Consider the following 23,563-nt stretch of genomic DNA (forward strand, 5'->3'; position numbering starts at 1 on the left):
GAACCCTCCTTTAAAATGAGAAAACCTCTAAGGTGATCGCTCGTTATTGATCGACCGCGTTTAGAGGTAGGTTATATGCAACTATGACTTTTCTGAAAAATCGATGACGTGTTTATTTTTGACGAAATATTCCACACCTGAATAAACGGTAATAATTGCTGCAGCCCAACTAGCTATTACATCAAAGGGAAAATCTAGGAACGTAAATGGAAAATTATTAATCAACAGAGCTATGATGGCTGTAATTTGAGCCGCAGTCTTCGCTTTACCCCATTTGCTGGCCGCCATGACAGTACCCTCTAAGAGGGCAATTTGACGAAGACCAGTCACCGCCCATTCTCTGCTAATAATTACAATAACAATCCAAGCATCAACTTTATCCATTTCTACTAGTGAAACAAGTACAGCGGTAACAAGCAGCTTGTCTGCTAAAGGATCCAGAAGCTTGCCCAAATTCGTTACAAGATTACGTTTCCTAGCAATGTAACCATCTAAGCTATCTGTACTCGCAGCAATAATAAAAATTAATGCAGCAATAATTTGATTATACGTTATGCTAAACTCCTCTATCCGTATTTGAGGAAATTTTACCTTAATCAGCAAAAAGAACATGATGATCGGTACTAATAAAATTCTCGCTACGGTGATGCGGTTAGCTAAGTTCATGCAATTACCTCCCCTGATAAGTCAAACTCGTAGGAGTGGGTAACGCGAACTTTCGCAAGTTCACCAATGTTCAATTTAGCATTCGACACGAATACTTCACCATCAATTTCAGGTGCGTCGAATTGAGAGCGTCCAATATAAACGTCGCTTCTACCATCGTATCTTTCGATAAGCACGTCGATTTCTTGCCCGATTCGGCGACCGCCGCGAATATTCGAAATTTCACGTTGAATTTCCATAATCGCGTTAGCACGGTATTCTTTAACATCATCCGGAACTTGATCCGGCAGTCTTGCTGCAGGCGTATCATCTTCCATGGAGTATGCAAACACACCAAGGCGATCGAACTGAACATCACGCACGAATTGTTTCAAGTTCTCGAAATCTTGTTCAGTCTCACCAGGGAAACCAACAATCAAAGAAGTACGCAAGGCAACATCCGGAATGGATTCACGTATTTTACGAACAAGTTCGCGCGTATCTTTCTGGCGACCTGGTCTTCGCATACGTTTAAGAATGGAATCTTCACTATGCTGTAATGGCATATCAATGTATTTGCACACTTTAGGATTCGTTGCCATAACTTCAATCAACTCATCACTGAAGAAGCCTGGGTATGCATAGTGCAGACGCACCCACTCAATACCTTCTACTTCACTTACTTTGTTCAACAACGTAGGAAGCATGAAGCTATCATAAATATCTGTTCCATAGTTTGTGGAATCCTGCGCAATTAAGCTAATTTCTTTAACACCTTGAGCCGCAAGGCTTGCAACTTCAGCAACGACCGATTCCATGCTTCTGCTTTTAAAAGCACCGCGCATAATTGGAATGGAACAGAATGTACAAGCGTTATCGCAACCTTCCGCAATTTTCACGTATGCCGTATAACGCGGTGTCGTCATCAATCTAGGCAGGTCAGCGTCATAGTTAAATACCGGATTCCCTACAAGAACCGGTTTCTTCCCTCTAAGCGCTTCGTCCACAATGTGATTAATTTTATCAAAATCACCCGTACCTACGATGCCATCGATCTCAGGCATTTCTTCCATTAACTGCTTTTTGTATCGTTGTGTTAAACAGCCTGAAACAATTAGCGCCTTGAGATTCGCTGTTTGCTTCAGTTCTGCCATATCCAAAATTGTATTTACGGATTCTTCTTTAGCAGCATCAATGAACCCGCAAGTGTTCACGATAATGACTGTAGCATCTTCCTTGTTGTCTACAAGTTGGAAACCACGGCCATGAATTAAACCTGACATAATCTCGGAATCAACCAAATTCTTCTCGCATCCGAGAGTAACTACTTTAACCTTTTCTGTCATGAAAGAAACAACCTCCAATAGTCCTAAAAAACACTCCCTACCAGTATAATACAAGCCAATTGGGGTGTCAAAATGTAAAAACCCCCTGCATTCAGGGGGTTTTCCTACAAGTAACCTTATATTCCTGATTATTTCATATTAACAAACTGCAAATCCAATGGAATATCCGCTTTCCGAAGCAGTGCAATAACAGCCTGTAAATCGTCACGACTCTTCCCGGTTACACGAATTTGATCCCCTTGAATTTGAGTTTTCACTTTCAATTTTGAATCACGAATCAGTATATTAATCTTCTTGGAGTTGTCTTGATCGACACCTTGTTTCATACTGATTTTCTGTCTAACTGTGGAACCAGCGGCTGGCTCTACTTTGGAATATTCGAGATTTTTAATCGAGATTCCACGTTTGGTCATTTTGGCATGCATAATATCAAGGACGTTCTGAAGCTTAAACTCATCATCCGAAGTGACAACAAGCTGATCTTTATCTAATTTAATGCTACTCTTGCTTCCTTTAAAATCAAAACGGGTCAACATCTCTTTCTCAGCTTGTTGAATCGCATTATTTAGTTCTTGCATATCCACTTTGGATACAATATCAAACGAACTCTCTGAACTCATCTACATCCCAACATCCCTTCCATCAAATTACATTAGCATTATAGCAAGAACACGTAAAAAAGGAAATATCCAACCGCCAATGGCTTCGAATATTTCCCATCAAGCTATTTTCATTACCCGGGAAAGCGCAGGAACTGGCAAATTGCTAGCTTTTCTGCAAATTCAATTGAACCCGCTTCGGATTCGGCGTATCGCCAACAGGTACGAGAGTGCCATTGACCATGAGCTGCAAAGCACTAGCTGCACCAACATTCAAATAAGCTGAAGTCGCTAACTCAAATGTGTCCGTATCACCGACATTATACAGTTTCTGTCTTAGCAATGGCCCCTTCTCACCCTCAGGGGTTAGTGCATTAATAGCAATCCAGCAAGATCCTGTAATTTTGAATTGAATATTTAAATTCGCAGTACCTGTAATGATGTAATTATCTACACCCTTTTCATTAGCGCTAAATTTCACCTGCACAGCTGGTGGTGTTGGGGTCGGCGCTGGTGTTGGGGTTGGCGTTGAAATCACTGTTGCTTTACCTTCCCCAGTAGCATTTACAGACGTGCTCGGCGAAGGGTTCGTCGAGTCCGTTATGCGCGGCGATTGCGTTTGCGTTGGCTTCTCATCCGCTGGCGTTCCCTTATAATTCTTGTATGTATAATAATATACAATCCCGAATATGAGCAAAATAAAACAGACAAACATCAGGCTAGAAGCCCAGCGGCTCATTTTTTCTGTATTGCGAACACTTGATCTATTCTTGCGAATCGCTTCCACAACAGGCTTCTCAATCGTTGGGGCAGGAAGCGTTGACTGATACATATTTAGAACTTCATTCGGATCAAGTCCCAATGCTTCCGCATAACTTTTAATAAATGCCCTCACGTAAAAACTACCTGGCAGCACTTTGTAGTTTCCTTCTTCAATGGCTTCTAGATAGCGCTTGCGGATCTTAGTAACTTCCTGGAGATCATCTAGCGAAATCTTTCTTTCCAGTCGAGTTTTGCGCAAAATGTAGCCTAAGTCAGACATATGGTCACCTCCCCGAAGGAATTATTCATCCTGTTATTGACGTTTGAAACATTAAAAAGGTTCGGACGTATACGTAAACGAATCGTAGTTAATTTCTTCATCCGGGCTGTTCCGAAGCTCGATAATATAATCGAAGTGATTATAGGTGTATTCCGATTCCCGAATAAAAATGTCTGGGTGCTCGATAACCTTTGTTGAAGGAAGACCCATAATATCTTGTAAAAGACTGTAATGCTTTTCGTTGGAACGAATCGTCGAAACAATACCGTCAATGATATAGACATTGTTTGGGGCCATTTCATCCTCAGAAAGCTGACTGCGAACGGTTTGTCTCAATAAAGTTGAAGAAACAAACGTCCACCGTTTGTTCGCACAAACGCTTCCTGCGATGATCGACTCCGTTTTACCTACACGCGGCATACCACGAAGCCCTACAACTTGGTTACCCTCACGCTTGAATATTTCACCAAGAAAATCAACTAATAAACCTAGCTCGTCTCGCGTGAAACGAAATGTTTTGCGATCGTCCGAGTCGCGTTCTATATATCTGCCGTGACGAACAGCCAAAATATCAACTAATTTAGGAGGTCTCAAAGCAGTAATAGTAATATTATCTACTTTTCTCAACATTTTACCCATTAAATCAATTTTTTCTTCATCATTTGTTTGTAGAAGCATGCCACGCGTACGATCTTCAACCCCATTAATCGTTACGATGTTAATATCCAGCATCCCCATCAATGAAGCTATATCACCTAATAAACCGGGACGGTTCTTGTGAATTTTGTATTCCATATACCATTCTTTAACGTCCAATTCTTCCACCTCATCATCATCACTGTCACACATATCTGTAACTGAACCAGACTGTTCATGTCCATTTAATTAATTTCTACAAAATTCGCCATAATCCTTCTCCAAAACAGAAGAACACTGACATTATTTCATTTTTAGTTCCTTTAGCTCTTGCGCATTGTAAGTTTGGATGCCTTTTTGCCAATTATGTGTTTTCATCGCCGCGAGCCGGTTATCCAAAATTTGTGCCCAATTAAGATCGGCGGATACCGCTCCGGAAAAGTCCATTACGGATACACCCAAAGTTTTCGCTTTTTGCAACTGTTCTGCACTCGCAGGGCTGTAAAAAATAACCCATGTTGCATGATGTTGATGTACTTGAAAACTCAACTGCTGAAACCATTGGTTATTGTTATTTAGCAATACTATGTGATCGGCTTCTTCTGAAGGGGCCCATGCAGATGGAATTGGACGTTCACTTTGCGTTACCCATTCGATGACCACATTTTGAAACAAAAGATCTTGAATCGCCTTGTTTTTCATGGTTTCCATTTGTTGCAAGTCCAATTGGAGCAAAGATGCCTGCTCGTTCACGGTAACTGCGCTACCTTCTGCCCATGGCTGACTTTGTAGAAAAGTCCATTTACTCGTAGTAAGACCTAATGCCATCTTCTCGTTGGCAGAAGGGAATAGCTCATTTCCAACAACGTATATGTAATCATATGATTTCGATTTCAAATTCGAAACTACATTATCATCCAGCGCATTCAAATCTTTAACCCACTCGTAAGCAATCGAATTTCCATCTCGCCAATTCTTTAGTGTTTGACCCAGCACGTCCTTTGCTGATGCTGATAGCCCGCTACTTGAGAGCATTAGAACAGACATTTTCTGATCAAGCAGTTCTTGCTTAATAACTGGAATTCCACGATTCCCGCAACCAGCAAGTAGTGATACTACTAGGATTAAAATAAGTAATAAACGAGTCATATGCATACATTGATAATTCCTTTCCAGCTGATAAAGCATGCAAAAGCCTCCGAAAGAGGAGGCTTTCACATCATACCCTATTGAATTGTAAAACGGTTATTAGCCTTTGTCTACTAATTTTACCATGAGGCGCGCAAGAGTATGCTTTTCCTGTTCATCCCCAGCATCCCACAACTCTTTGAGAACTCGTTCTTGCTCATTTTGAGGATCCACCTTGTCTGCCAAAAACTCCCCAATTTGAAAAGCGAGCTTGGAGATGGTTTCATCACTCATCCCTGCATGTCCAGCCTGACTCACGCGTTCAGCCAAAAACTCTTTCCATTTGTCGAACACTTTAAGTACAGTAGCCATTGTAAGAAGCCTCCTTTGAGTTATGAGAAATGGTCATTACATACGTAATATGCGCTTCTCAAAACAGAATTATGCGTCGACTTCTCTACCATGGATTCTTGTATTTAAGTAAGCCAACCTCCGTTAGGTGAGATGATTTGACCTGTAATATAACCAGATTCAGGCAAGGCCAAAAAATAGACAAGCGATGCTACCTCATGCGGCGAAGCTAGCCGTCCAACAGGAATTTCGTTGGTAATGGCATCTATTTCGTCAGCCTGAAAGCTGGCCATCATATCGGTCTGAACAGCACCAGGTGCTACGGCATTCACTGTAACACCTGATGGAGCGAGTTCCTTGGCTAACGCTTTCGTAAACGCATTAAGGCCGCCCTTGGCGGTTGAATATAGTACCTCGCACGAAGCACCTGAGATGCCCCATATCGAAGATACGTTAATGATTCTACCATACTTTTGTTTAACCATTGCGGACATAAAAGCTTGCGTACAAAGGAAAGAACCCTTGAGATTAACATTCATGACACGATCCCAGTCTTCTTCTGTCACATCAGCTAGCATCCCATAGTGAGAAATCCCTGCATTATTAACAATAATGTCTGGTACCATATTCATTTGTTCCAGCTTATCTCTCATTTTGAGAATCTGCTCATGCGATTGAATATCCGCTGATACCGTAAATACTGTTGCCCCTAGCTTCAAGCAAGAACGGGCAATTTCATTGGCTGCTTCATGTGAATCCCGATAATGAATGACAATCTGCATGCCTACCGCGGCGAAACGTTGAGCTATAGCAGCGCCAATCCCCCTGCTAGCTCCCGTAATCAGCACGGTCTGTTCACTGAATGGTTTACCAACACTCACGATGGTTCACGACTCTGTACAATGGAAATAGCAAGCTTACTCCAATCGAAATGCTCACGGAAGCGATTATTCACATCTTCTAGTGTTAGCTGTTCATATACCGGCAAAATATCGAAGAGATCGATCCCTTTGAAACGGTACTTGGTATATTCATTCGCAATCGATTCAGGTGAGTTCATCATCCGCAGGAAACTGCCAATCTTCTTCTTACGACTGCGTTCGAAAGTGACACTATCGAGACCAGTTTCTTTTCTTTTTTCAACCTCGTCACGAATCCTAGCAATAAGCTGTTCAGGATCCTTCGTATCCCCCCCAACAATGGAGAAAGCATACCCATCACTACAGTTATATTCATGACCGAAATTATCCGAAATTAACTGATCATCATAGAGTGTTTGATAAATATCAGAACTGGAGCTAAATAAGATATCCAACATTAATTTGGTCGTTAATTCTCTTACCAATAATGGCTTACCTGTAACCGCTGGTGCAGCTTCCTTGAAGCCCATTAAACACTTCGGCAACGAAACTGGAAGTACAATAAGCCTGCGAGATTCCTTGACTTCTACTGGCTCTTCAGGGAAGAACCTTTGGATCTCACCTTGTGGTGGAAAAGTTTTGGCTGCTTGATTGTCTTTGACTAAGGTAATAACCTCTTGTGGATCCACGCCTCCTACAACGAATAAACTCATGTTGCTCGGATGATAGAACGTGTTATAGCACTCATATAAGGTCTCCTTAGTTATTTCTGCAATTGACGCAACAGTCCCGGCAATATCTATATGAATCGGATGCTTCGCATACAAGGATTCAATCAAGCCATAATAACTTCTCCAGTCCGCATTATCCTCGTACATCTTAATCTCTTGCCCAATGATCCCTTTTTCCTTTTCAACATTCTCATCCGTAAAATAAGGGTTTTGCACGAAATTAATTAATGTCGTTAAGTTTTCCAAATAGCGATCTGTTGATGAAAATAAGTAGGCCGTTCGATCAAAGCTTGTGAAAGCATTGGCCGATGCACCATTCGTAGCAAACGTTGCAAAAATGTCTCCTTCGGGTTCTTCGAACATTTTGTGTTCTAAGAAATGCGCAATACCATCTGGTACTCGTACGGCATCTTTACCCAGAACTTGGAAATGGTTATCAATAGAGCCATATTGGGTTGTAAAAGTTGCATACGTTTTCTGGAAACCTGGTTTGGGTAACACGAACACATGCAGCCCATTATCAAGCTTTTCATGATAAATGGTTTCATCAAGATGTGGATATGGAATACTCTGCATGGTTTACTCCCCCTTCTGATCCCGTAAAAAGTATATCGTGTCCAATTGAACTCGTTTCGCAACCTCTGCTATAGCCGGTATATCTACTTGCTCTACTGCAGAAATTAAACCCGCTACCGTACGCTCTTTTCCCGACAAAATGGCATTAAAATCAAATGAAATCAGCTCAAACGCTGAATCTTGTATTTCACGCAATTGATTGGAAATCATCGCTCTTGTTTGACTCCATTCAATATCGGTGATTTCACCTTGTTCCAAAGCTTTCAGTTGTTTACGTATGATATCCACGGCTTTCTCATAGTTAGCCATCTCAATCCCTGACTGAATCGTCAAAATGCCTTTATGTCCATCAAATCGGGAAGATGCATAATAGGCAAGGCTCGCTTTCTCACGAACATTCGTAAATAATTTGGAATGCGGATATCCGCCTAGAACTCCATTATACATAAGTGCAGCCGGGTACTGATCGTCACTGTATGAAATATTCGTACGAAGCCCCATATTCAACTTACCTTGGTTAACATCCAAACGTTCTACAATCGTTTTTACTTCACCTGTTACGCCACGCGGTGCAGATGTGACATAGCTAGTATCAGCATTCCGCTCAATCGCAAACGATTGCTTCACAATTTCTTCTACTTCACTTAACGTTGTGTTGCCAACAACATAAATGTCCATCGGTGATGTTTGGAGCCATTCTTTATATTGTTCGTAAAGCTGCTCCGCATTCATACCGTCGAGGTCCTCTATTTTTCCTAAGGGATGAAGTCGATAGGGTTCTCCACTGCACATTTCTTCCATGCAACGTTCGGCTGCATAACGAATTTTATCATTGATGACCGATTCAATTCGTTTACGAAGTGTTTGTTTTTCCGCATCTACATATTTCGAACGAAAATGTTGATCCTCTAATGCCGGGCGAGTTAACGTTTCTCCTACAAATTCAAGTCCTTGTTTCAGCAAGGAATCCGCTGATTTCACGAATCGATCATTGATAATGTCCATTCGTAACTGAACAATTTGGTAGTCGCCTCGCTTATAGATATCAAAGCCAAACCCTGCACCGTACAAATCATCTAAATACTCCCTGAATTGCTTCGTTTCAGGACGAAGTTCTGTACCTCTGCGAAGGATAAAAGGTGTTACTGCCGTACTTGTGACCGTCTCTTCATCTAATTGACGTCCTATGTATACAGAAATGGCAAATGTTTTGAAACGATCTGTCGGTAGAACGTGTATTCGGATATGCTTCCAACTGCTACGCTCAAATTGAGTAGGCTTCAAAGGTCAGTCTCCCTTCTATGTCTGTGTAATAAATCCATTATATTCCTATACGAAGAGGAGAAGCAACCACATGTGGCCCCTTCTCCTTGTCCATTTTACACACAGAAAATGTGTTTACCAATTTTTTTAATTTGTTTTCTTGTCCAAATCCATTTGGACGTTGCTGTTTCTGGATTGAAATAATAGATACAACCACCCGTTGGATCTAGTCCATTCAATGCATCCCTTACGGCTTTTTTGGAGGATTCATTCGGTGTTAACCATATTTGACCATCCGCTACGGCCGTGAAAGCCCCCGGTTGAAAAATAACACCAGATACTGTATTCGGAAAACTTGCCGATTTCACTCGGTTTAAAATAACCGCCGCTACAGCAACTTGTCCTATGTATGGCTCACCCCGTGATTCACCATTGACAGCATTGGCCATTAAGTTAATATCCTGTTCCGAATAACCAAGATTGTTAGAGGGAGTTAGATTGGCAGGCGTATCTGTACCTTTATTGCTACTACCCTGATTGTTATTCGCCGTTTCTGGGGCTGAAGGTCTCCAGCTCTTCGTTGCTTCCCATAGCTTTAATTTGGTTTTCGGTCCAACGATACCGTCCACCTTCATGCCAAACTCGCCCTGGAATCGTTTCACTGCTGTTAAGGTCTTGTACCCATAATCACCGTCAATGCTACCATTATAAAATCCAATGAATTTCAACCTGCCTTGTAATTCATTCACATCAGAACCCGTGGCACCATAGCGTACTTCATTCTTACTAAATGTTTCTACCGTCGGCGGATTGAATTTGCCCTTCAATTGAAAAGAAACTACCAAGACAAACACGATACAAAATGTAATGACTATTAGTCGTTTATTCATTCCCCTTCTCAACCTCACTTTTCAAATTGCAACCTTTTCTTGCTTATTATGAGAAAGTGAGTCCATGATTATACAAATAAAACACTCCCCATAGGAGAGTGTTTATCCAATACGGATTAAGAGCTAATCCGGTTATGATGATATTGTTCAAGTGAGATCAGTACTTCACGCGGTTTGCTGCCTTCATAAGGGCCAACAACCCCTTTAGCTTCCATGGCATCAACAAGCCTAGCAGCACGTGTGTAACCAACTCTCATTCTTCGTTGTAATAAGGATACTGATGCTTGCTTCGCTTCCAAAACAATTTGAACGGCTTGATCATAAAGCTCATCCTCAAATTCATTCTGCTGCTCTGGCATTTCTTCAACCTGTGGTACGAGTTCCTCCCGATAGTTGGCTTGTTCTTGCGTACGTACAAACCCAACAACCTGTTCAACTTCGCCATCGGAAAGGAATGCCCCTTGAATACGTACAGGTTTGGATGCACCCACTGGCAGGTAAAGCATATCTCCACGACCCAGCAATTTCTCCGCTCCTACCATATCCAAAATCGTTCGCGAATCCACTTGCGAAGACACCCCAAATGCGATACGTGAAGGAATGTTGGCCTTGATAACACCTGTAATTACGTCAACGGAAGGACGTTGTGTCGCAATAATTAAGTGAATCCCTGCAGCCCGCGCCATCTGTGCAAGACGGCAGATTGAATCCTCAACATCATTTGCTGCTACCATCATAAGATCAGCTAACTCATCCACGATAATCACATAGTATGGCAGAGGTGCTGCAGTACCACTCTCCGTCAACATCGCATTATAGCCTTCAATATTACGTGTCCCACTCTTGGAGAATAGCTCATAGCGTTTCTCCATCTCGACAACGATTTTCTTAAGTGCTAGAGATGCTCGCCTTGGATCCGTAACGACAGGAGCTAATAAATGCGGAATGCCATTATATACATTCAACTCAACCATCTTCGGATCGATCATTAGAAACTTCACTTCATTTGGCTTAGCTTTATACAAAATGCTTGTGATAATCCCATTTATACATACGGATTTACCTGATCCAGTAGCACCAGCGACTAATAAATGGGGCATTCTCGCCAGATTTCCAACAATTGGCTGACCTGAAATATCTCGTCCAAGAACGACGGATAGACGTGAGCTAGACTCCTGAAAAGCATTAGTTTCCATGACTTCTCGCATCGTAACAATAGAAACTTCTAAGTTCGGCACCTCAATACCGATCGCAGATTTCCCAGGTATAGGTGCTTCCATCCGTATATCTTTTGCTGCTAATGCTAGTGCAATATCATCGGTTAAAGAAACAATTCTGCTAACCTTCACACCTACATCAGGTTGGATTTCATATCGAGTTACCGCAGGACCTCTAACTACCTCAAGTACCTTTGCTCTAACTCCAAAGCTCTCTAATGTGGCTTCAAGCTTTCTTGCATTGGCCTTGTAATCCGCCATTTCGCTTCCTTTACCGAGAGCTGGTCTTGCTAGTAAATCAAGCGAAGGTATTTCATAAGGACGAGTTTCGATGACTGGAGCATCTTGAAACTCAAGTGTAACTGGCTCATTCTCATCTCCATCTGCACTAATTGGAACTGTTGTTGTACTATTGGGTACAGAAGACGCTGCAGGTCTAACAACTTGTTGTGCTTCTTGAATAACCTGTTCTTGAAAATCACGAATGATAGGTGCTCCTAAGGGTTCACCTGTATTATGTAACGGTTCAGCCGTTGGATGTTCGTTGTTCGAGTAAACAACTTCCTCTCCGGACTCTTCAGCTTCAGCAACAGACAAATTATCCTCGATATCATCCCGTTCTCTTGCTGCAGATTTCTTGCGGTTCTCCTTAATTGGTCTGAGGAGTTCCATAAACAATGGCGTTCTCTTCGCCCGCTTGACTGGTTGAAAGACTTCTTCATCAAATTCATCATCAACAGGTACATAAGCTGGCTTCTTCACCTTAGTAGGCGCATTTCCCGCTGACGCTGCCTGCGCCTGTGGTTGTCGTCCCTCGCGGTCTTGCAGCCATTCCTTCATTCTGTCTTTAAAATTTTGTCCTACATTACTGAAACGACCCTTCACGATATTACCCAGATCCACATAAGAAACACCTGTAGCTAGAATAAAACCCATAACGAAAAGCATATATTGGATTAGTCTGGCTCCAAGGTAATCGAACAAGAAATAGAGGATGCTGTATAGAAAAGCGCCTATCATTCCTCCGCCAATACCATGTTCTAAGGCTGATCTTCCAGCTTCAGTCGGGTGCAACCCCTCAAGCATGGCAGACCATGTCGAAGAAATGACTTTACCTGATGTAAAATCGTTGTTAGGATACAGCTGAGCAAATAAATCAATATGATTCTTGATTAATAAGCCAAGAATGAACAACAAAATGCCCGCTTTCTTGGGAGTTACCATTTGTGGCCAAGCACGTTTGATCATGGCATATAAGGCCACATAAATAAAAATAAGTGGTATAAGTGAATACCAAGTCCCTACAAAAAAACGAAACAAATAAATCAATGAATTCCCCACATGACCTTGATGTGCAAGGGCAATGACCGAGAAAATCAAGATGAGGATTCCATACAGCTCGAATAATAAGCTGGTCTTTACAGCCTTCGTCTTTTTCCTGCGTTTCGCCAAGATTGTCACCCCCAAGTCCACATTATACCATATTTGACTCGAGGGATGATACGGGAACAAGACCTAATGCGCTGAATTGACCGCTAGCTGAGGTTGGTAAGAAATGATACTGCCAGGCGTATACTGTTCATTCAAATAATCTTGGGGATTACAGCTATACAACCTTACAATGCGTGCTTGATAGCCGCTTAACGGTTCAATTTGCATCATGAAACCGTCTACTTCAATATCTAAGTATTGTGGGCTATATGCATCGAATCCTTCAAAGATTACCTCCATAGGAATCACGGAATAATGGATCACTGAACAAGCCCCCCAGAGTTCGCCACTTTCTTTGATTCGATTCGGCTGTTCAACTCACGAATGGCATCACCGATGCCACCTACTTGATTGATTAGTCCATATTTAACGGCATCGATACCAATTACCGTTGTGCCGATATCTCTCGTAAGTTCACCCGTCTTAAACATAAGCTCTTTAAACTTCTCTTCCGTTACATTAGAATGTTTCGTTACGAACCTTACAACACGCTCTTGCATTTTATCTAAATATTCAAAGGTCTGCGGTACTCCAATTACCAAGCCATTTAATCGAATCGGATGAATCGTCATGGTAGCTGTTTCGGCTATGATCGAATAATCCGCAGACACCGCTATTGGAACACCAATACTGTGGCCGCCTCCTAGAACCAATGCAATCGTGGGTTTAGATAACGTCGCGATCATCTCAGCGATAGCTAGACCTGCCTCCACATCACCGCCTACTGTGTTTAAAATGATCATTACGCCTTCAATTTTGGAATTCTGCTCGGCAGCCACGAGTTGAGGAATTAAATGTTCATATTTGGTCGTCTTATTCTGAGGTGGTAGTACGATATGCCCCTCTACCTGCCCAATGATCGTTAAACAGAAAATATTTGATTCGCCAGAGACCGTATTCGTTTGTCCTAATTGTTGGATATTTTCAAGAACGACATTTTTCTTGGCTTCCTCTGTCCCTTGTTCTTGTTCCTTCGATTCCAGTGCTGATGCCACTTCATAATCCCCTTTCAAATTAAGCTACAAAGACAAGTTGTTCAAGATCTTCCATAGTATGAATAAACTTGTATACTTTCATGCATACTTCACTTTGCAGCTACAAGAAAAAGCTCCCTCCATTTGGAGAGAGCTTTACTATTTGCATAGGCTCAAGTGACTTGTTCGAGTACCTAAACTTCCATAATGATAGGAAGAATCATTGGTCTTCTTCTGGTTTGTTCATATAAAAAGCGTCCGAGAACATCTTTCACATTTGTTTTTAAAGATGCCCATTCATTTACATTTTCATTCATTAGTTTAGTTAACGTATTTGTTACGATTCGATTGGCTTCTTCAAGAAGTCCTTCGGATTCACGAACATAAACAAATCCGCGTGAAATAATATCTGGGCCGGACAAAATTTTGCCATCTTGCTTACTAAGTGTAACCACGACAACAAGAATTCCATCTTGCGACAGTAATTTACGGTCACGCAATACGATATTGCCTACATCGCCTACACCTAGTCCATCAATTAGGATGTTGCCGCTTTGAACCTTCGATCCTTTGCGTGCAGCCCCATTTTGAATTTCTACCGTATCACCAATATCGCACATGAAAATGTCTTCTTTAGGAATGCCGACAGTTTCGGCAAGGATAGCATGTTGACGCAGCATGCGATATTCGCCATGAATTGGAATAAAGTATTTAGGCTTCATCAGGTTCAGCATTAGCTTTAATTCTTCCTGACTACCGTGACCTGAAACGTGAACACCCGTTACTGATCCTGGTCCATAAATCACGTGGGCACCGATGCGCATAAGCTCATCAACCGTTCTGCCAACGTAACGCTCATTTCCTGGAATCGGAGTTGCCGCAATAATAACCGTATCCCCTGGTAAAATATCAATCTTACGATGGGTTGAACGTGCCATTCTTGTTAGAGCAGACATCGGTTCGCCTTGGCTACCCGTTGAAAGGATAACTACACGATCAGCTGCAAGCTTGTTAACTTCCTCTGGCTCAATCAACATGCCGTCTGGAATGTGCAAGTAGCCTAAATCGCTAGCAATCGAAACCACGTTAACCATACTGCGACCAATTACTGTCACTTTGCGATTCGTTGCTGCAGCTGCATCAAACACCTGTTGAACACGGTGGATATTCGATGCAAATGTCGCAATGACAACTCTTTGCTTCGCTTTACGAAACACTTCTTCAATCTCAATCCCTACGCCGCGCTCAGAGCCCGTGTAGCCAGGACGTTCAGCATTCGTACTGTCTGAAAGCAAGGCAAGAACGCCTTTCTTTCCGATCTCAGCCATACGATGCAAATCTGCGTATTGCTCATTAACTGGAGTCTGATCGAACTTAAAGTCTCCCGTATGAACAACAACACCTTCTGGTGTATCAAGTGCGACACCAACAGAATCTGGAATACTATGATTGGTTTTAAAGAAAGTTGCCGTAAGAACGCCCAAGGGAAGAACAGATTCCGAATTGATTAGAATTCGATTCGTCGTTCCAAGCAAGTTCGCTTCCTTCAGCTTAGCTTCAATAAGTCCCATCGTTAGCTTCGTAGCATAGAGGGGAACGTTAAGATGTTTCAGCACGTAAGGTAAGCCACCAATGTGATCCTCATGGCCGTGAGTAATGATGATGCCGCGTACTTTATCCCGATTCTCTGTTAAGTACCCGATATCTGGGATGACAATGTCAATTCCGAGCATGTCCTCCTCAGGAAATTTCAAACCACTGTCAATGACAATAATATCGTTCGCATACTGAACGCAATACATATTTTTTCCGATTTCGCCCACGCCGCCAAGAGCGAAGATCAAAAGTTTATCAATATTTTTTTTGGACAAGAATATACCTCCTTCATAGATTGGACGACGAATTTTAAATGAAAAAACCGAACTAGTCACTTGCAACCATTATACATGAAAAAAAACAGCAAATACAAGTTAATACTGAATACATTTAGATTTCCCAAAAAAAGAAAACCGATGCCGGAAGCACCGATTCATTAGGCATGATCATACAAAAAGTGATTGAATGAATTGACCTTCTTGCTCGGATACACGAACTAACGGAAGTCGAACGCTGCCTGTTTCAATGCCCTTAAGTGCCAAAGCATGCTTAATTGGCGCTGGGCTCGGTGCACAAAAGATACCAGTGAATACAGGATGAAGCTTACGATGAAGCTCAGCAGCTTGCTGAATGTTGCCTTCTAGATAATACTTTATCATAGTTTGCATTTCTTTTCCAATCACATGACTCGCTACACTGATAATCCCTTCACACCCAATAGCTAATGAAGGCAAAGTATTACTATCATCTCCACTATAAACGAGGAAATTAGGGGCAGCATGTGTAAGTATACGTGTCATTTGATCCGTGTTCGAGCAATCTTTGGTCGCCACGATATTTGGTATTTGGGAAAGACGAATCGTCGTATCAGCATCCAGGTTCACACCTGTTCGGCCAGGCACATTGTAAAGCACAACAGGCGTATTAACAGCCTCTGCAATCGCTTTAAAATGTTGATACAACCCCTCTTGTGAAGGACGGTTGTAATACGGCGCAACAAGAAGTAAAGCATCCACGCCAAGCTGCTCTACTTTACGCGAAAAAGCGATGGTATGAACAGTGTCGTTGCTTCCAGTACCTGCAATGATTTTGCACCGCCCTGCAGCTACTTGAACGGAAAGTTCAATAAGTCGCAACTTCTCATCTTCTGATAACGTTGGCGACTCCCCTGTCGTCCCACAAATCACAAGGCTATCCGATTGTTGTTCTTCAATTAAATAATTAATTAATGGCTCTACTTGTTCCCAGTTGACCTGCAACTGATCATCAAATGGAGTAACCATTGCTGTGACTACTCTTCCAAAACTCAATTGGTACGCCTCCTTACTTTCTTGATTTATTTAAATAAATTGAATTTTCGATGAAGTGCACGCACTGACTTGATCATATCGACACCTTGCACAAGCACCCAAATGGTCGTGTTCGAATCAGCAGATTGCAGAATTCGGATATCTTCCACGGTCAATGCCTCAACAATATGCGCCATTATACCAGGTACACCATTCATTCCGCCACCAATCACGGACACCTTTGCACAGCCACTCGTGAACTTGGGCTCGTAACCTTGCGCCTTAAGTAAATGAACTGCACGTTCAGCTTCATGATCGAAGACAGTATATACAACGCCTGAAGGATTCACATTAATGAAATCAACACTAATCTGATGCTGCGCCATCGTTTTGAATACACGAAGTTGAAGATCAAATTCACCATCAACAGCAGCGACTTGGATCTGTGTTATATTCGTGAAATGTGCAATCCCCGTAACAAAGCGATCTTTAACGTTATTAATGTCTGTAGACATGTTGTCAGAAGCTGTGACAAGCGTTCCTTCTTCCTTGGTGAAAGTTGATCTCACGCGGATCGGAATATTCGCTTGCATAGCAACTTCAACAGCTCGCGGATGAATGACTTTAGCACCGTTATGTGCCATATTACAAATCTCACTAAAGCTCACGCGTTGTAACGGTTTAGCATCTTCAACAATTCTTGGATCCGCTGTCAAAATACCATTAACATCTGTGAAGATATCCACAATTTCTGCTTTGAGTGCGGCACCAAGTGCTGTTGCTGATGTGTCACTGCCCCCGCGGCCTAATGTAGTCAACTCATCATGACTTGTTTTCCCTTGAAACCCCGTGACAATAACAACCTGGTCGTGCTCTAACAATTCAAGAATCCGATTAGGCTTCATCGCAACGATTTGAGCATTGCCATGATTCTCATTCGTGATCAGACCTGCTTGCCCACCCGTCAAAACTGTGGACTGAATTCCTGTATTGTTCAATAAACTACACAAAAGTACTGCAGAAATTAATTCTCCGCAGCCCATTAACATATCGAGTTCCCGAGCGGGCAGCCCCTCGCCATTCTTACGAACGAGGTCTAGGAGCGTGTCAGTCGCATAAGGATCCCCTTTTCTTCCCATCGCAGATACAACAACAACTAGTTTATAATGTTGAATTAGTGCATCTTGAATATGTCCAATAACGTGTTCTCTAGCTTGTGCGGTAGAAAGTGAAGTACCTCCGAATTTCTGGACAAGAATTCGCATGAGTTTCCCCCATTTTCACTGCTCATATAGGCAGTTTACTGATTATTGCTCTATAGCAATATATTCAGCAATTTGTACTGCATTCCAAGCAGCACCTTTTAACAAATTATCTGAAACAATCCATAGGTTAAGCGCTTTAGGATTACTCAAATCACGGCGAACACGCCCGACGAAAGTTTCGAGCTTGCCTGCGGCATCTGTAGCTAACGGATATTGTTGTTCTGCCGGATTGTCCACGAGAACAATTCCAGGAGCATTTGCTAGTAGATTTTTCACTTCTTCAATATCAAAATCTTCTTTCAATTCTACATAGACGGATTCTGAATGCCCGTAAACAACAGGAATACGCACGCATGTAGCTGTGACTTCAATGGACTCATCGCCCATAATTTTCTTGGTTTCAAGAATCATTTTCATTTCTTCATTCGTAAATCCATTATCTAAAAATTTATCAATTTGCGGAATAGCATTGAAAGCAATTTGATGCTTTACTGGCAAGGAGCCTACTGGTAAAATATCTGGTTTTGCCTCATTACCTGATAGTACTTCTTTGGACTGTCTAAGCATTTCATTAATTGCTTTAGCACCAGCACCAGAAACGGCTTGGTACGTGGAAACGATAATTCGTGAAATCCCATAACGGTCATATAGCGGTTTAAGTGCTGCAACCATTTGGATCGTAGAACAATTCGGGTTCGCAATAATCCCTTTATGTTCATTGATTTTCTCAACATTTACTTCAGGAACAACAAGTGGAGTGTCTGGGTCCATTCGGTACGCACTTGTATTGTCAATACAAATCGCGCCCGCTTCAACTGCATGCGGAGCCAATGCTTTGGTGACATCGCCTCCTGCACTGAAAAGCGCAAGATCAACATCTTTAAAGCTATCCGGAGTTGCTTCTTGCACAACGACTTCTTGGCCTTTAAATGCAATCTTTACCCCCGCAGAGCGAGCAGAAGAGAGTAATTTCAATTCCTTGATGGGGAAATTCCGTGCTTCTAGTAGACGGATGATTTGCTCGCCGACAGCGCCTGTAGCGCCTACAACTGCAACATTGAAAAGCTTCTGGTTGGACATATGCTGGTTTCTCCCCCTCAAGTTGACATCTATCTGTTAGTATTGAAATCTCTCAATAATCATGGGCTGCAATTGTTTACCTTCTAGCGCAGCTTCACAAGCTTCCATAATCAAGTCCATCCGGGCCACCAACGAATTTGGTTTAGCTCCTGGTGCATCTTGACCATAAGGCACAAAGTAAATATTCTTGGTAATCAAAAGCTTCGCAATATTCATTGCATTTAAACCCAAACCATCATTCGTTGAAATCGCTAGTACGAGCGGTCTCAAGTTTCTCATTTGTGCTTTAGCTGCCATAAGAACGGGGCTTTCTGTCATTGCATTTGCTAGTTTACTAGTTGTATTTCCCGTACAAGGAGCAATCACCATCACATCTAATAACTTGGATGGACCTAGTGGTTCTGCATCTACAATGGTAGAAATAATTTCATTACCCGTAATATCTTTCAGCATTTGCTGCCAGTCAGCAGACTTACCAAAACGTGTGTCGGTCGTCATAATTGTATTCGATACAATCGGAATGACACGAGCACCCGCATCTACAAATCTCTTAATTTGAGGCATGACCTCTTCAAGTGTACAGTGAGAACCGGTTAATGCGTAACCGACTGTTTTCCCTTGCCAATTCATTCCACATCGCTCCTGTCTTTGAAGTCTTCCTCGATCAGCTGACTTAAGGTGTTAGCCATAATTCGGCCAGCTGTTTTGGGGGCGACGATTCCAGGTAAACCGGGCGCTAGCATCGCTTTAATGCCTCTCTTCTCGGCAAATCGAAAGTCCGTTCCGCCGGGTCTTGAAGCTAAATCGATAATAAGCGCGCGATGTGGGATATTGGTAATAACTTGCGCTGTGACTATCATAGTCGGAATTGTGTTAAAAAGCAAGTCAATATTCCCCACTTCCGGGTACAGATCCTTCGTGTAAAAAGGCTGAAAACCCATCTCCCACGCCCTTGCATAATGCTCCGGTTTCCTGACGCCAACCTTAACGGTTGCCCCTAATCCTTGCAGAGTTTTGGCCATTGTGAAACCTGTTCGACCAAATCCTAATACCATACAAATGGATCCATGAATTGTAATATCGGTGTTCTGGATGGCCATCATAAGCGCACCCTCTGCAGTAGGAATCGAGTTATAAATGGCAATATCATCACGATCTAATAACTCTACAAGCTCAATGTCATGTGCCAAAACGAGTTTCTTCAAATAGCTCTTCGCCATACCTGTATACACCTTGGCATGTTTTGGTAATGAAGATATATGCTCATCTGTCAAAATCATCTCTTCACTTGAGAAAATAGATTCCACTTGTCCTGTCTCATCCGTACCTACAACCGGCAATATAAGTGCATCCACATGCCCAAACAATTCCGGATCTAATTTCACATTCGTAACACCGTGAAATTGCCTCCCGAGATTGTCAAATCCGAGTAATATAACGGTAGCGTCTAGCTCAGTAAATTTCTGAATTACTTCAAGTTGCCGGGCGTCTCCCCCCATGATAGCAACCGAAATCCCAGTAAGCATTCTTGCTTACACCCCTTCCTCGGTCCGTTTCGATACGTTATAGTATGCGTTCGCCTAAGGATGGGTGACTTCCGACTTTGTATCCTCTGAAACAAGAAAGAACCCCTTCCTAAGAAGAGGTTCTTTCTTGTTCGTATTATGTAACCGGCAGTATTAGCGACCAGTATGGCCGAAGCCACCTGAGCCACGTACCGTTTCAGACAACTCATTGACAACAGTCAATTGAATTAGTGGTACACGCTGGAATACCATCTGAGCGATGCGTTCATTCCGCTGAATAACGAATGGCTCCTGGCCGTGATTAATCAGCAATACTTTAACCTCGCCGCGGTAATCCGCATCAATAGTCCCCGGTGAATTAAGCGTTGTAATACCGTGTTTATAAGCAAGACCGCTTCGAGGGCGAATCTGTGCTTCTAATTCAGGCGGCATGCTAAGCGCGAAGCCAGTTGGAATCAATTGACGCTCACCAGGTGCGAGTACAATTGGCTCACTAACTGCAGCATGCAAATCATACCCGCTAGCTGCTTCAGACATTTTTTGTGGTAGGAGAATATCTTCTTGACCTTCGATTCTTTTCATTTGTACTTCAAAATCAAAGAGAGACAAGCTGATCCCTCCTGAAACCGCTAATTACATCATCCGCATTTCCGACCATGGACAGAGCAAACGGTGTTGCAAATAAATTTTTCGTTAGTTGGCGAATATGATCCATGTTCACACTTTCAATACGTTCAATCATTTCATCCAAACTATAATGCTTACCTGTCATCAATTCATTTTTACCAAAACGATTCATCCTGCTGCTAGTGCTTTCTAAACTCAGAATAAGGCTGCCTTTCAGCTGCTCCTTGCCCTTTTTAAGTTCATTATCTGTCATTCCGTTTACCGCAATATCATGAAGCAACTCCATCGTCACTTTCAGTACTTCTTCCGTTTGCTTAGGTGCCGTTCCTGTATAGATTGTAAACATCCCGCTATCAATATGAGAAGAGTGATAGGAATATACGGAATAGGCTAATCCACGTTTCTCACGGATTTCTTGGAATAGTCTAGAGCTCATACCGCCACCAATGGCATTATTCAATAAAACCATCGGATACAAATTTTCCTCTTGTAGTGACAATCCAGGTAGCGACAAGCAAATATGATTTTGTTCTGTTTTCTTCGCATGGAAAATCAACTCGCTAAGGAACTCTGGTGCATCATAGCTTGTTTCAAAACCTGATTGAGAGAAGTCACCGAAATGCTTTTCAATTAATTCCTTAACACTATCATCAATATTCCCGGCAATACTCAGCACTGTATTCTCTGTATTGTAATTTTGTTTGAGGTAAGAACGAAGATCGTCAGACTTCATTTTGGACAAATTATCTTGCGTTCCTAGAATCGTATACCCCAAAGCATGTGTGCCATAAGAAGCTTTCGCTAACAAATCATGCACAAGATCATCCGGTGTATCTTCATACATGGAGATTTCTTCGTAAATAACGTTCTTCTCTTTTTCCAACTCACCTTCATCAAAGGTTGAATGAAAGAACATATCCGAAAGTACATCCATGGCTAATGGCAAATGCTCATCCAATACTTTAGCATAATAACACGTATACTCTTTGGACGTGAAGGCATTCACGTTCCCGCCGATGCCATCAAAGATTTCTGCGATATCTTTCGCTGAATGACGTTCCGTACCTTTGAACAACATGTGCTCGATAAAATGTGAAATCCCATTATTCGTTTGTGATTCATTACGTGAGCCTGTTTTTACCCAAATCCCGAATGTTACCGATCGAAATGTGGGGATTTGTTCCATAACCACTCTCAATCCATTATGTAAGCGATATTTGATCACCAAGGTTCCTCCTCGAAATGGTACACTTAAAAGTCCAATTCTCCTATTATACTTCCTCAGTCTAACAAAAATGTGCCTAGGACTCAAATTAGCTGCAGTAAATCATGACTAATTCGTGATTTGCCCCTGTCCGGTGATTCTTTTGGAGGAAAGAAGATCTGTTACAGTACCTAATACCAGCCCTTTTTTCTTAACCAGACTGATCATACCTGGCAACGCATCACGTGACGACACCGTGGGATGCATTAGGATAAGTGTCCCTGGTTCTACATTGTTAGATAGTCGTTCAAGAATGCGAGCAGCTCCTGGATTTTTCCAATCAATCGTATCAAACGTCCACAAAACCGTTTGCAGTTTAAATTCTGAGGCTACTTGAATCGTTTCTTGATTGAAGTAGCCTGAGGGAGGTGCAAATAATGAGTTTTTTACACCTAGTTGCTTCAGCAAGTCCTCTGTTTTCGAAATTTCCTCGACAGCTTTACTCCGCGAAATCGTACGCATGTCTTTATGTGAATAGGCGTGGTTCGATACCTCATGTCCTTCGCTTAGAATACGTTTGGCCATCTCTGTATTTTTCTTTAACCAAGAACCATCGAAGAAAAATGTCGCTCGGACATTTTCCTTACGCAGCGTTTCTAACATGCTATCCAAGAATTCATTGCCCCAAGCAACATTAATCATAAATGAAACCATTGGTTTCTTCGAATTTCCTTTATAGACAGGATTGGGAGCAAGATCGTCTAATTGAATTTTTGGCTCTACTTCCTTCATCACATAATTAATTTGATTAGGTGACCATTGATGCTCCGCCAATTTCAGTGTCTCTTCAATATCTACTTCAAGTCCATTATAACCAGGGATAGCTTTCCAAACGGAATCTACTTTTGCATTAATTGGAGCAACCTTACGGTTCTCAGCTTCTTTGGTTATCGTTTCTAATAAGGAAGTTTTATTGGCAGAAGCAAACACTGGACGTATGTCAACCTTTGTACCAACACTCACATGATCATCATGAAGTTGACTATTTTTCACACTTTGTATGTAAATTCCAACACTTGGGATTGCGTTCACACTAAATAGAACCATAGCAAAAAAACTCCCAAGCAACATCCATTTTTTGTGGAGCATACACAGGTCCCCTTTCTTCATCTCCTGATTGTATGAAGGTTGGGACAAGAGTAGAACCCGTGCATGTCCTCCCAAATA

General features: G+C 42.1%; 23 protein-coding genes. All 23 read right to left on the reverse strand.

The window, feature by feature from the left end:
• Positions 1 to 81 precede the first annotated feature (81 nt).
• The 23 genes from pgsA to ASG89_RS33450 all read right to left on the reverse strand — a co-directional run bounded on the left by pgsA (position 82) and on the right by ASG89_RS33450 (position 23,443).
• A complete protein-coding gene (gene pgsA, locus ASG89_RS33340; RefSeq protein WP_056625118.1) occupies positions 82 to 666 on the reverse strand; it encodes a CDP-diacylglycerol--glycerol-3-phosphate 3-phosphatidyltransferase in 585 nt (194 codons plus the stop codon).
• Positions 663 to 1,991, reverse strand: coding sequence for a 30S ribosomal protein S12 methylthiotransferase RimO (rimO, locus tag ASG89_RS33345; RefSeq protein WP_057315645.1), 1,329 nt, complete (start codon positions 1,989 to 1,991; stop codon positions 663 to 665). The genes pgsA and rimO overlap by 4 nt, the downstream gene beginning before the upstream one ends.
• Positions 1,992 to 2,119: 128 nt before the next feature.
• Positions 2,120 to 2,611, reverse strand: a complete 492-nt coding sequence (locus tag ASG89_RS33350; protein ID WP_056625112.1) for a YajQ family cyclic di-GMP-binding protein — start codon at positions 2,609 to 2,611, stop codon at positions 2,120 to 2,122.
• A gap of 145 nt (positions 2,612 to 2,756) precedes the next feature.
• A complete protein-coding gene (locus tag ASG89_RS33355) occupies positions 2,757 to 3,632 on the reverse strand; it encodes a helix-turn-helix domain-containing protein (RefSeq protein WP_057315646.1) in 876 nt (291 codons plus the stop codon).
• A gap of 51 nt (positions 3,633 to 3,683) precedes the next feature.
• A complete protein-coding gene (locus ASG89_RS33360) occupies positions 3,684 to 4,481 on the reverse strand; it encodes a DUF3388 domain-containing protein (protein WP_414813326.1) in 798 nt (265 codons plus the stop codon).
• Positions 4,482 to 4,571: 90 nt separating this feature from the next.
• Entirely contained in the window at positions 4,572 to 5,456 is an 885-nt protein-coding gene (locus ASG89_RS33365) for a hypothetical protein (protein WP_057315647.1), read from the reverse strand.
• A 60-nt stretch (positions 5,457 to 5,516) separates the two neighbouring features.
• Positions 5,517 to 5,768 (reverse strand): DUF3243 domain-containing protein, encoded by a 252-nt coding sequence (locus ASG89_RS33370; RefSeq protein ID WP_028558337.1) that lies wholly within the window; start codon positions 5,766 to 5,768, stop codon positions 5,517 to 5,519.
• A gap of 104 nt (positions 5,769 to 5,872) precedes the next feature.
• Positions 5,873 to 6,628 (reverse strand): elongation factor P 5-aminopentanone reductase, encoded by a 756-nt coding sequence (gene ymfI, locus ASG89_RS33375; RefSeq protein ID WP_057315648.1) that lies wholly within the window; start codon positions 6,626 to 6,628, stop codon positions 5,873 to 5,875.
• The gene (gene yfmH, locus ASG89_RS33380; protein WP_057315649.1) at positions 6,625 to 7,914 is read right to left on the reverse strand and encodes an EF-P 5-aminopentanol modification-associated protein YfmH; all 1,290 of its coding nucleotides are present in this window, start codon (positions 7,912 to 7,914) and stop codon (positions 6,625 to 6,627) included. The genes ymfI and yfmH overlap by 4 nt, the downstream gene beginning before the upstream one ends.
• Positions 7,915 to 7,917: 3 nt before the next feature.
• Positions 7,918 to 9,198, reverse strand: coding sequence for an EF-P 5-aminopentanol modification-associated protein YfmF (yfmF, locus tag ASG89_RS33385; RefSeq protein ID WP_057315650.1), 1,281 nt, complete (start codon positions 9,196 to 9,198; stop codon positions 7,918 to 7,920).
• A 95-nt stretch (positions 9,199 to 9,293) separates the two neighbouring features.
• Positions 9,294 to 10,067: a spore cortex-lytic enzyme gene (gene sleB, locus ASG89_RS33390; RefSeq protein ID WP_057315651.1), complete on the reverse strand. Its 774-nt coding sequence runs from the start codon at positions 10,065 to 10,067 to the stop codon at positions 9,294 to 9,296.
• A 116-nt stretch (positions 10,068 to 10,183) separates the two neighbouring features.
• Positions 10,184 to 12,736, reverse strand: coding sequence for a DNA translocase FtsK (locus tag ASG89_RS33395; protein ID WP_057315652.1), 2,553 nt, complete (start codon positions 12,734 to 12,736; stop codon positions 10,184 to 10,186).
• Between the two features lie 63 nt (positions 12,737 to 12,799).
• Positions 12,800 to 13,039, reverse strand: coding sequence for a YlzJ-like family protein (locus ASG89_RS33400; RefSeq protein WP_057315653.1), 240 nt, complete (start codon positions 13,037 to 13,039; stop codon positions 12,800 to 12,802).
• Positions 13,036 to 13,758, reverse strand: a complete 723-nt coding sequence (locus tag ASG89_RS33405; RefSeq protein ID WP_321166550.1) for a ClpP family protease — start codon at positions 13,756 to 13,758, stop codon at positions 13,036 to 13,038. Before ASG89_RS33405 ends, ASG89_RS33400 begins: the two co-directional genes overlap by 4 nt.
• Before the next feature lie 185 nt (positions 13,759 to 13,943).
• The gene (locus tag ASG89_RS33410; protein ID WP_057315655.1) at positions 13,944 to 15,620 is read right to left on the reverse strand and encodes a ribonuclease J; all 1,677 of its coding nucleotides are present in this window, start codon (positions 15,618 to 15,620) and stop codon (positions 13,944 to 13,946) included.
• A 171-nt stretch (positions 15,621 to 15,791) separates the two neighbouring features.
• The gene (gene dapA, locus ASG89_RS33415; protein WP_057315656.1) at positions 15,792 to 16,655 is read right to left on the reverse strand and encodes a 4-hydroxy-tetrahydrodipicolinate synthase; all 864 of its coding nucleotides are present in this window, start codon (positions 16,653 to 16,655) and stop codon (positions 15,792 to 15,794) included.
• Between the two features lie 26 nt (positions 16,656 to 16,681).
• Positions 16,682 to 17,899: an aspartate kinase gene (gene dapG / locus ASG89_RS33420; RefSeq protein ID WP_057315657.1), complete on the reverse strand. Its 1,218-nt coding sequence runs from the start codon at positions 17,897 to 17,899 to the stop codon at positions 16,682 to 16,684.
• 42 nt (positions 17,900 to 17,941) lie between these two features.
• Positions 17,942 to 18,979, reverse strand: coding sequence for an aspartate-semialdehyde dehydrogenase (locus tag ASG89_RS33425; RefSeq protein ID WP_057315658.1), 1,038 nt, complete (start codon positions 18,977 to 18,979; stop codon positions 17,942 to 17,944).
• A gap of 36 nt (positions 18,980 to 19,015) precedes the next feature.
• Positions 19,016 to 19,609, reverse strand: a complete 594-nt coding sequence (locus ASG89_RS33430) for a dipicolinate synthase subunit B (RefSeq protein ID WP_056625070.1) — start codon at positions 19,607 to 19,609, stop codon at positions 19,016 to 19,018.
• A complete protein-coding gene (dpsA, locus tag ASG89_RS33435; protein WP_057315659.1) occupies positions 19,606 to 20,505 on the reverse strand; it encodes a dipicolinate synthase subunit DpsA in 900 nt (299 codons plus the stop codon). The genes ASG89_RS33430 and dpsA overlap by 4 nt, the downstream gene beginning before the upstream one ends.
• Before the next feature lie 153 nt (positions 20,506 to 20,658).
• The gene (gene dut, locus ASG89_RS33440; RefSeq protein WP_057315759.1) at positions 20,659 to 21,087 is read right to left on the reverse strand and encodes a dUTP diphosphatase; all 429 of its coding nucleotides are present in this window, start codon (positions 21,085 to 21,087) and stop codon (positions 20,659 to 20,661) included.
• 13 nt (positions 21,088 to 21,100) lie between these two features.
• Positions 21,101 to 22,357, reverse strand: a complete 1,257-nt coding sequence (locus ASG89_RS33445; protein WP_057315660.1) for a M16 family metallopeptidase — start codon at positions 22,355 to 22,357, stop codon at positions 21,101 to 21,103.
• Between the two features lie 108 nt (positions 22,358 to 22,465).
• Complete coding sequence (locus tag ASG89_RS33450) at positions 22,466 to 23,443, reverse strand: polysaccharide deacetylase family protein (RefSeq protein WP_235550025.1); 978 nt, start codon at positions 23,441 to 23,443, stop codon at positions 22,466 to 22,468.
• Between the last annotated feature and the right edge of the window lie 120 nt (positions 23,444 to 23,563).

Source organism: Paenibacillus sp. Soil766 (genome assembly GCF_001428105.1).
In the GTDB taxonomy this organism is placed as follows: Bacteria; Bacillota; Bacilli; order Paenibacillales; family NBRC-103111; genus Paenibacillus_E.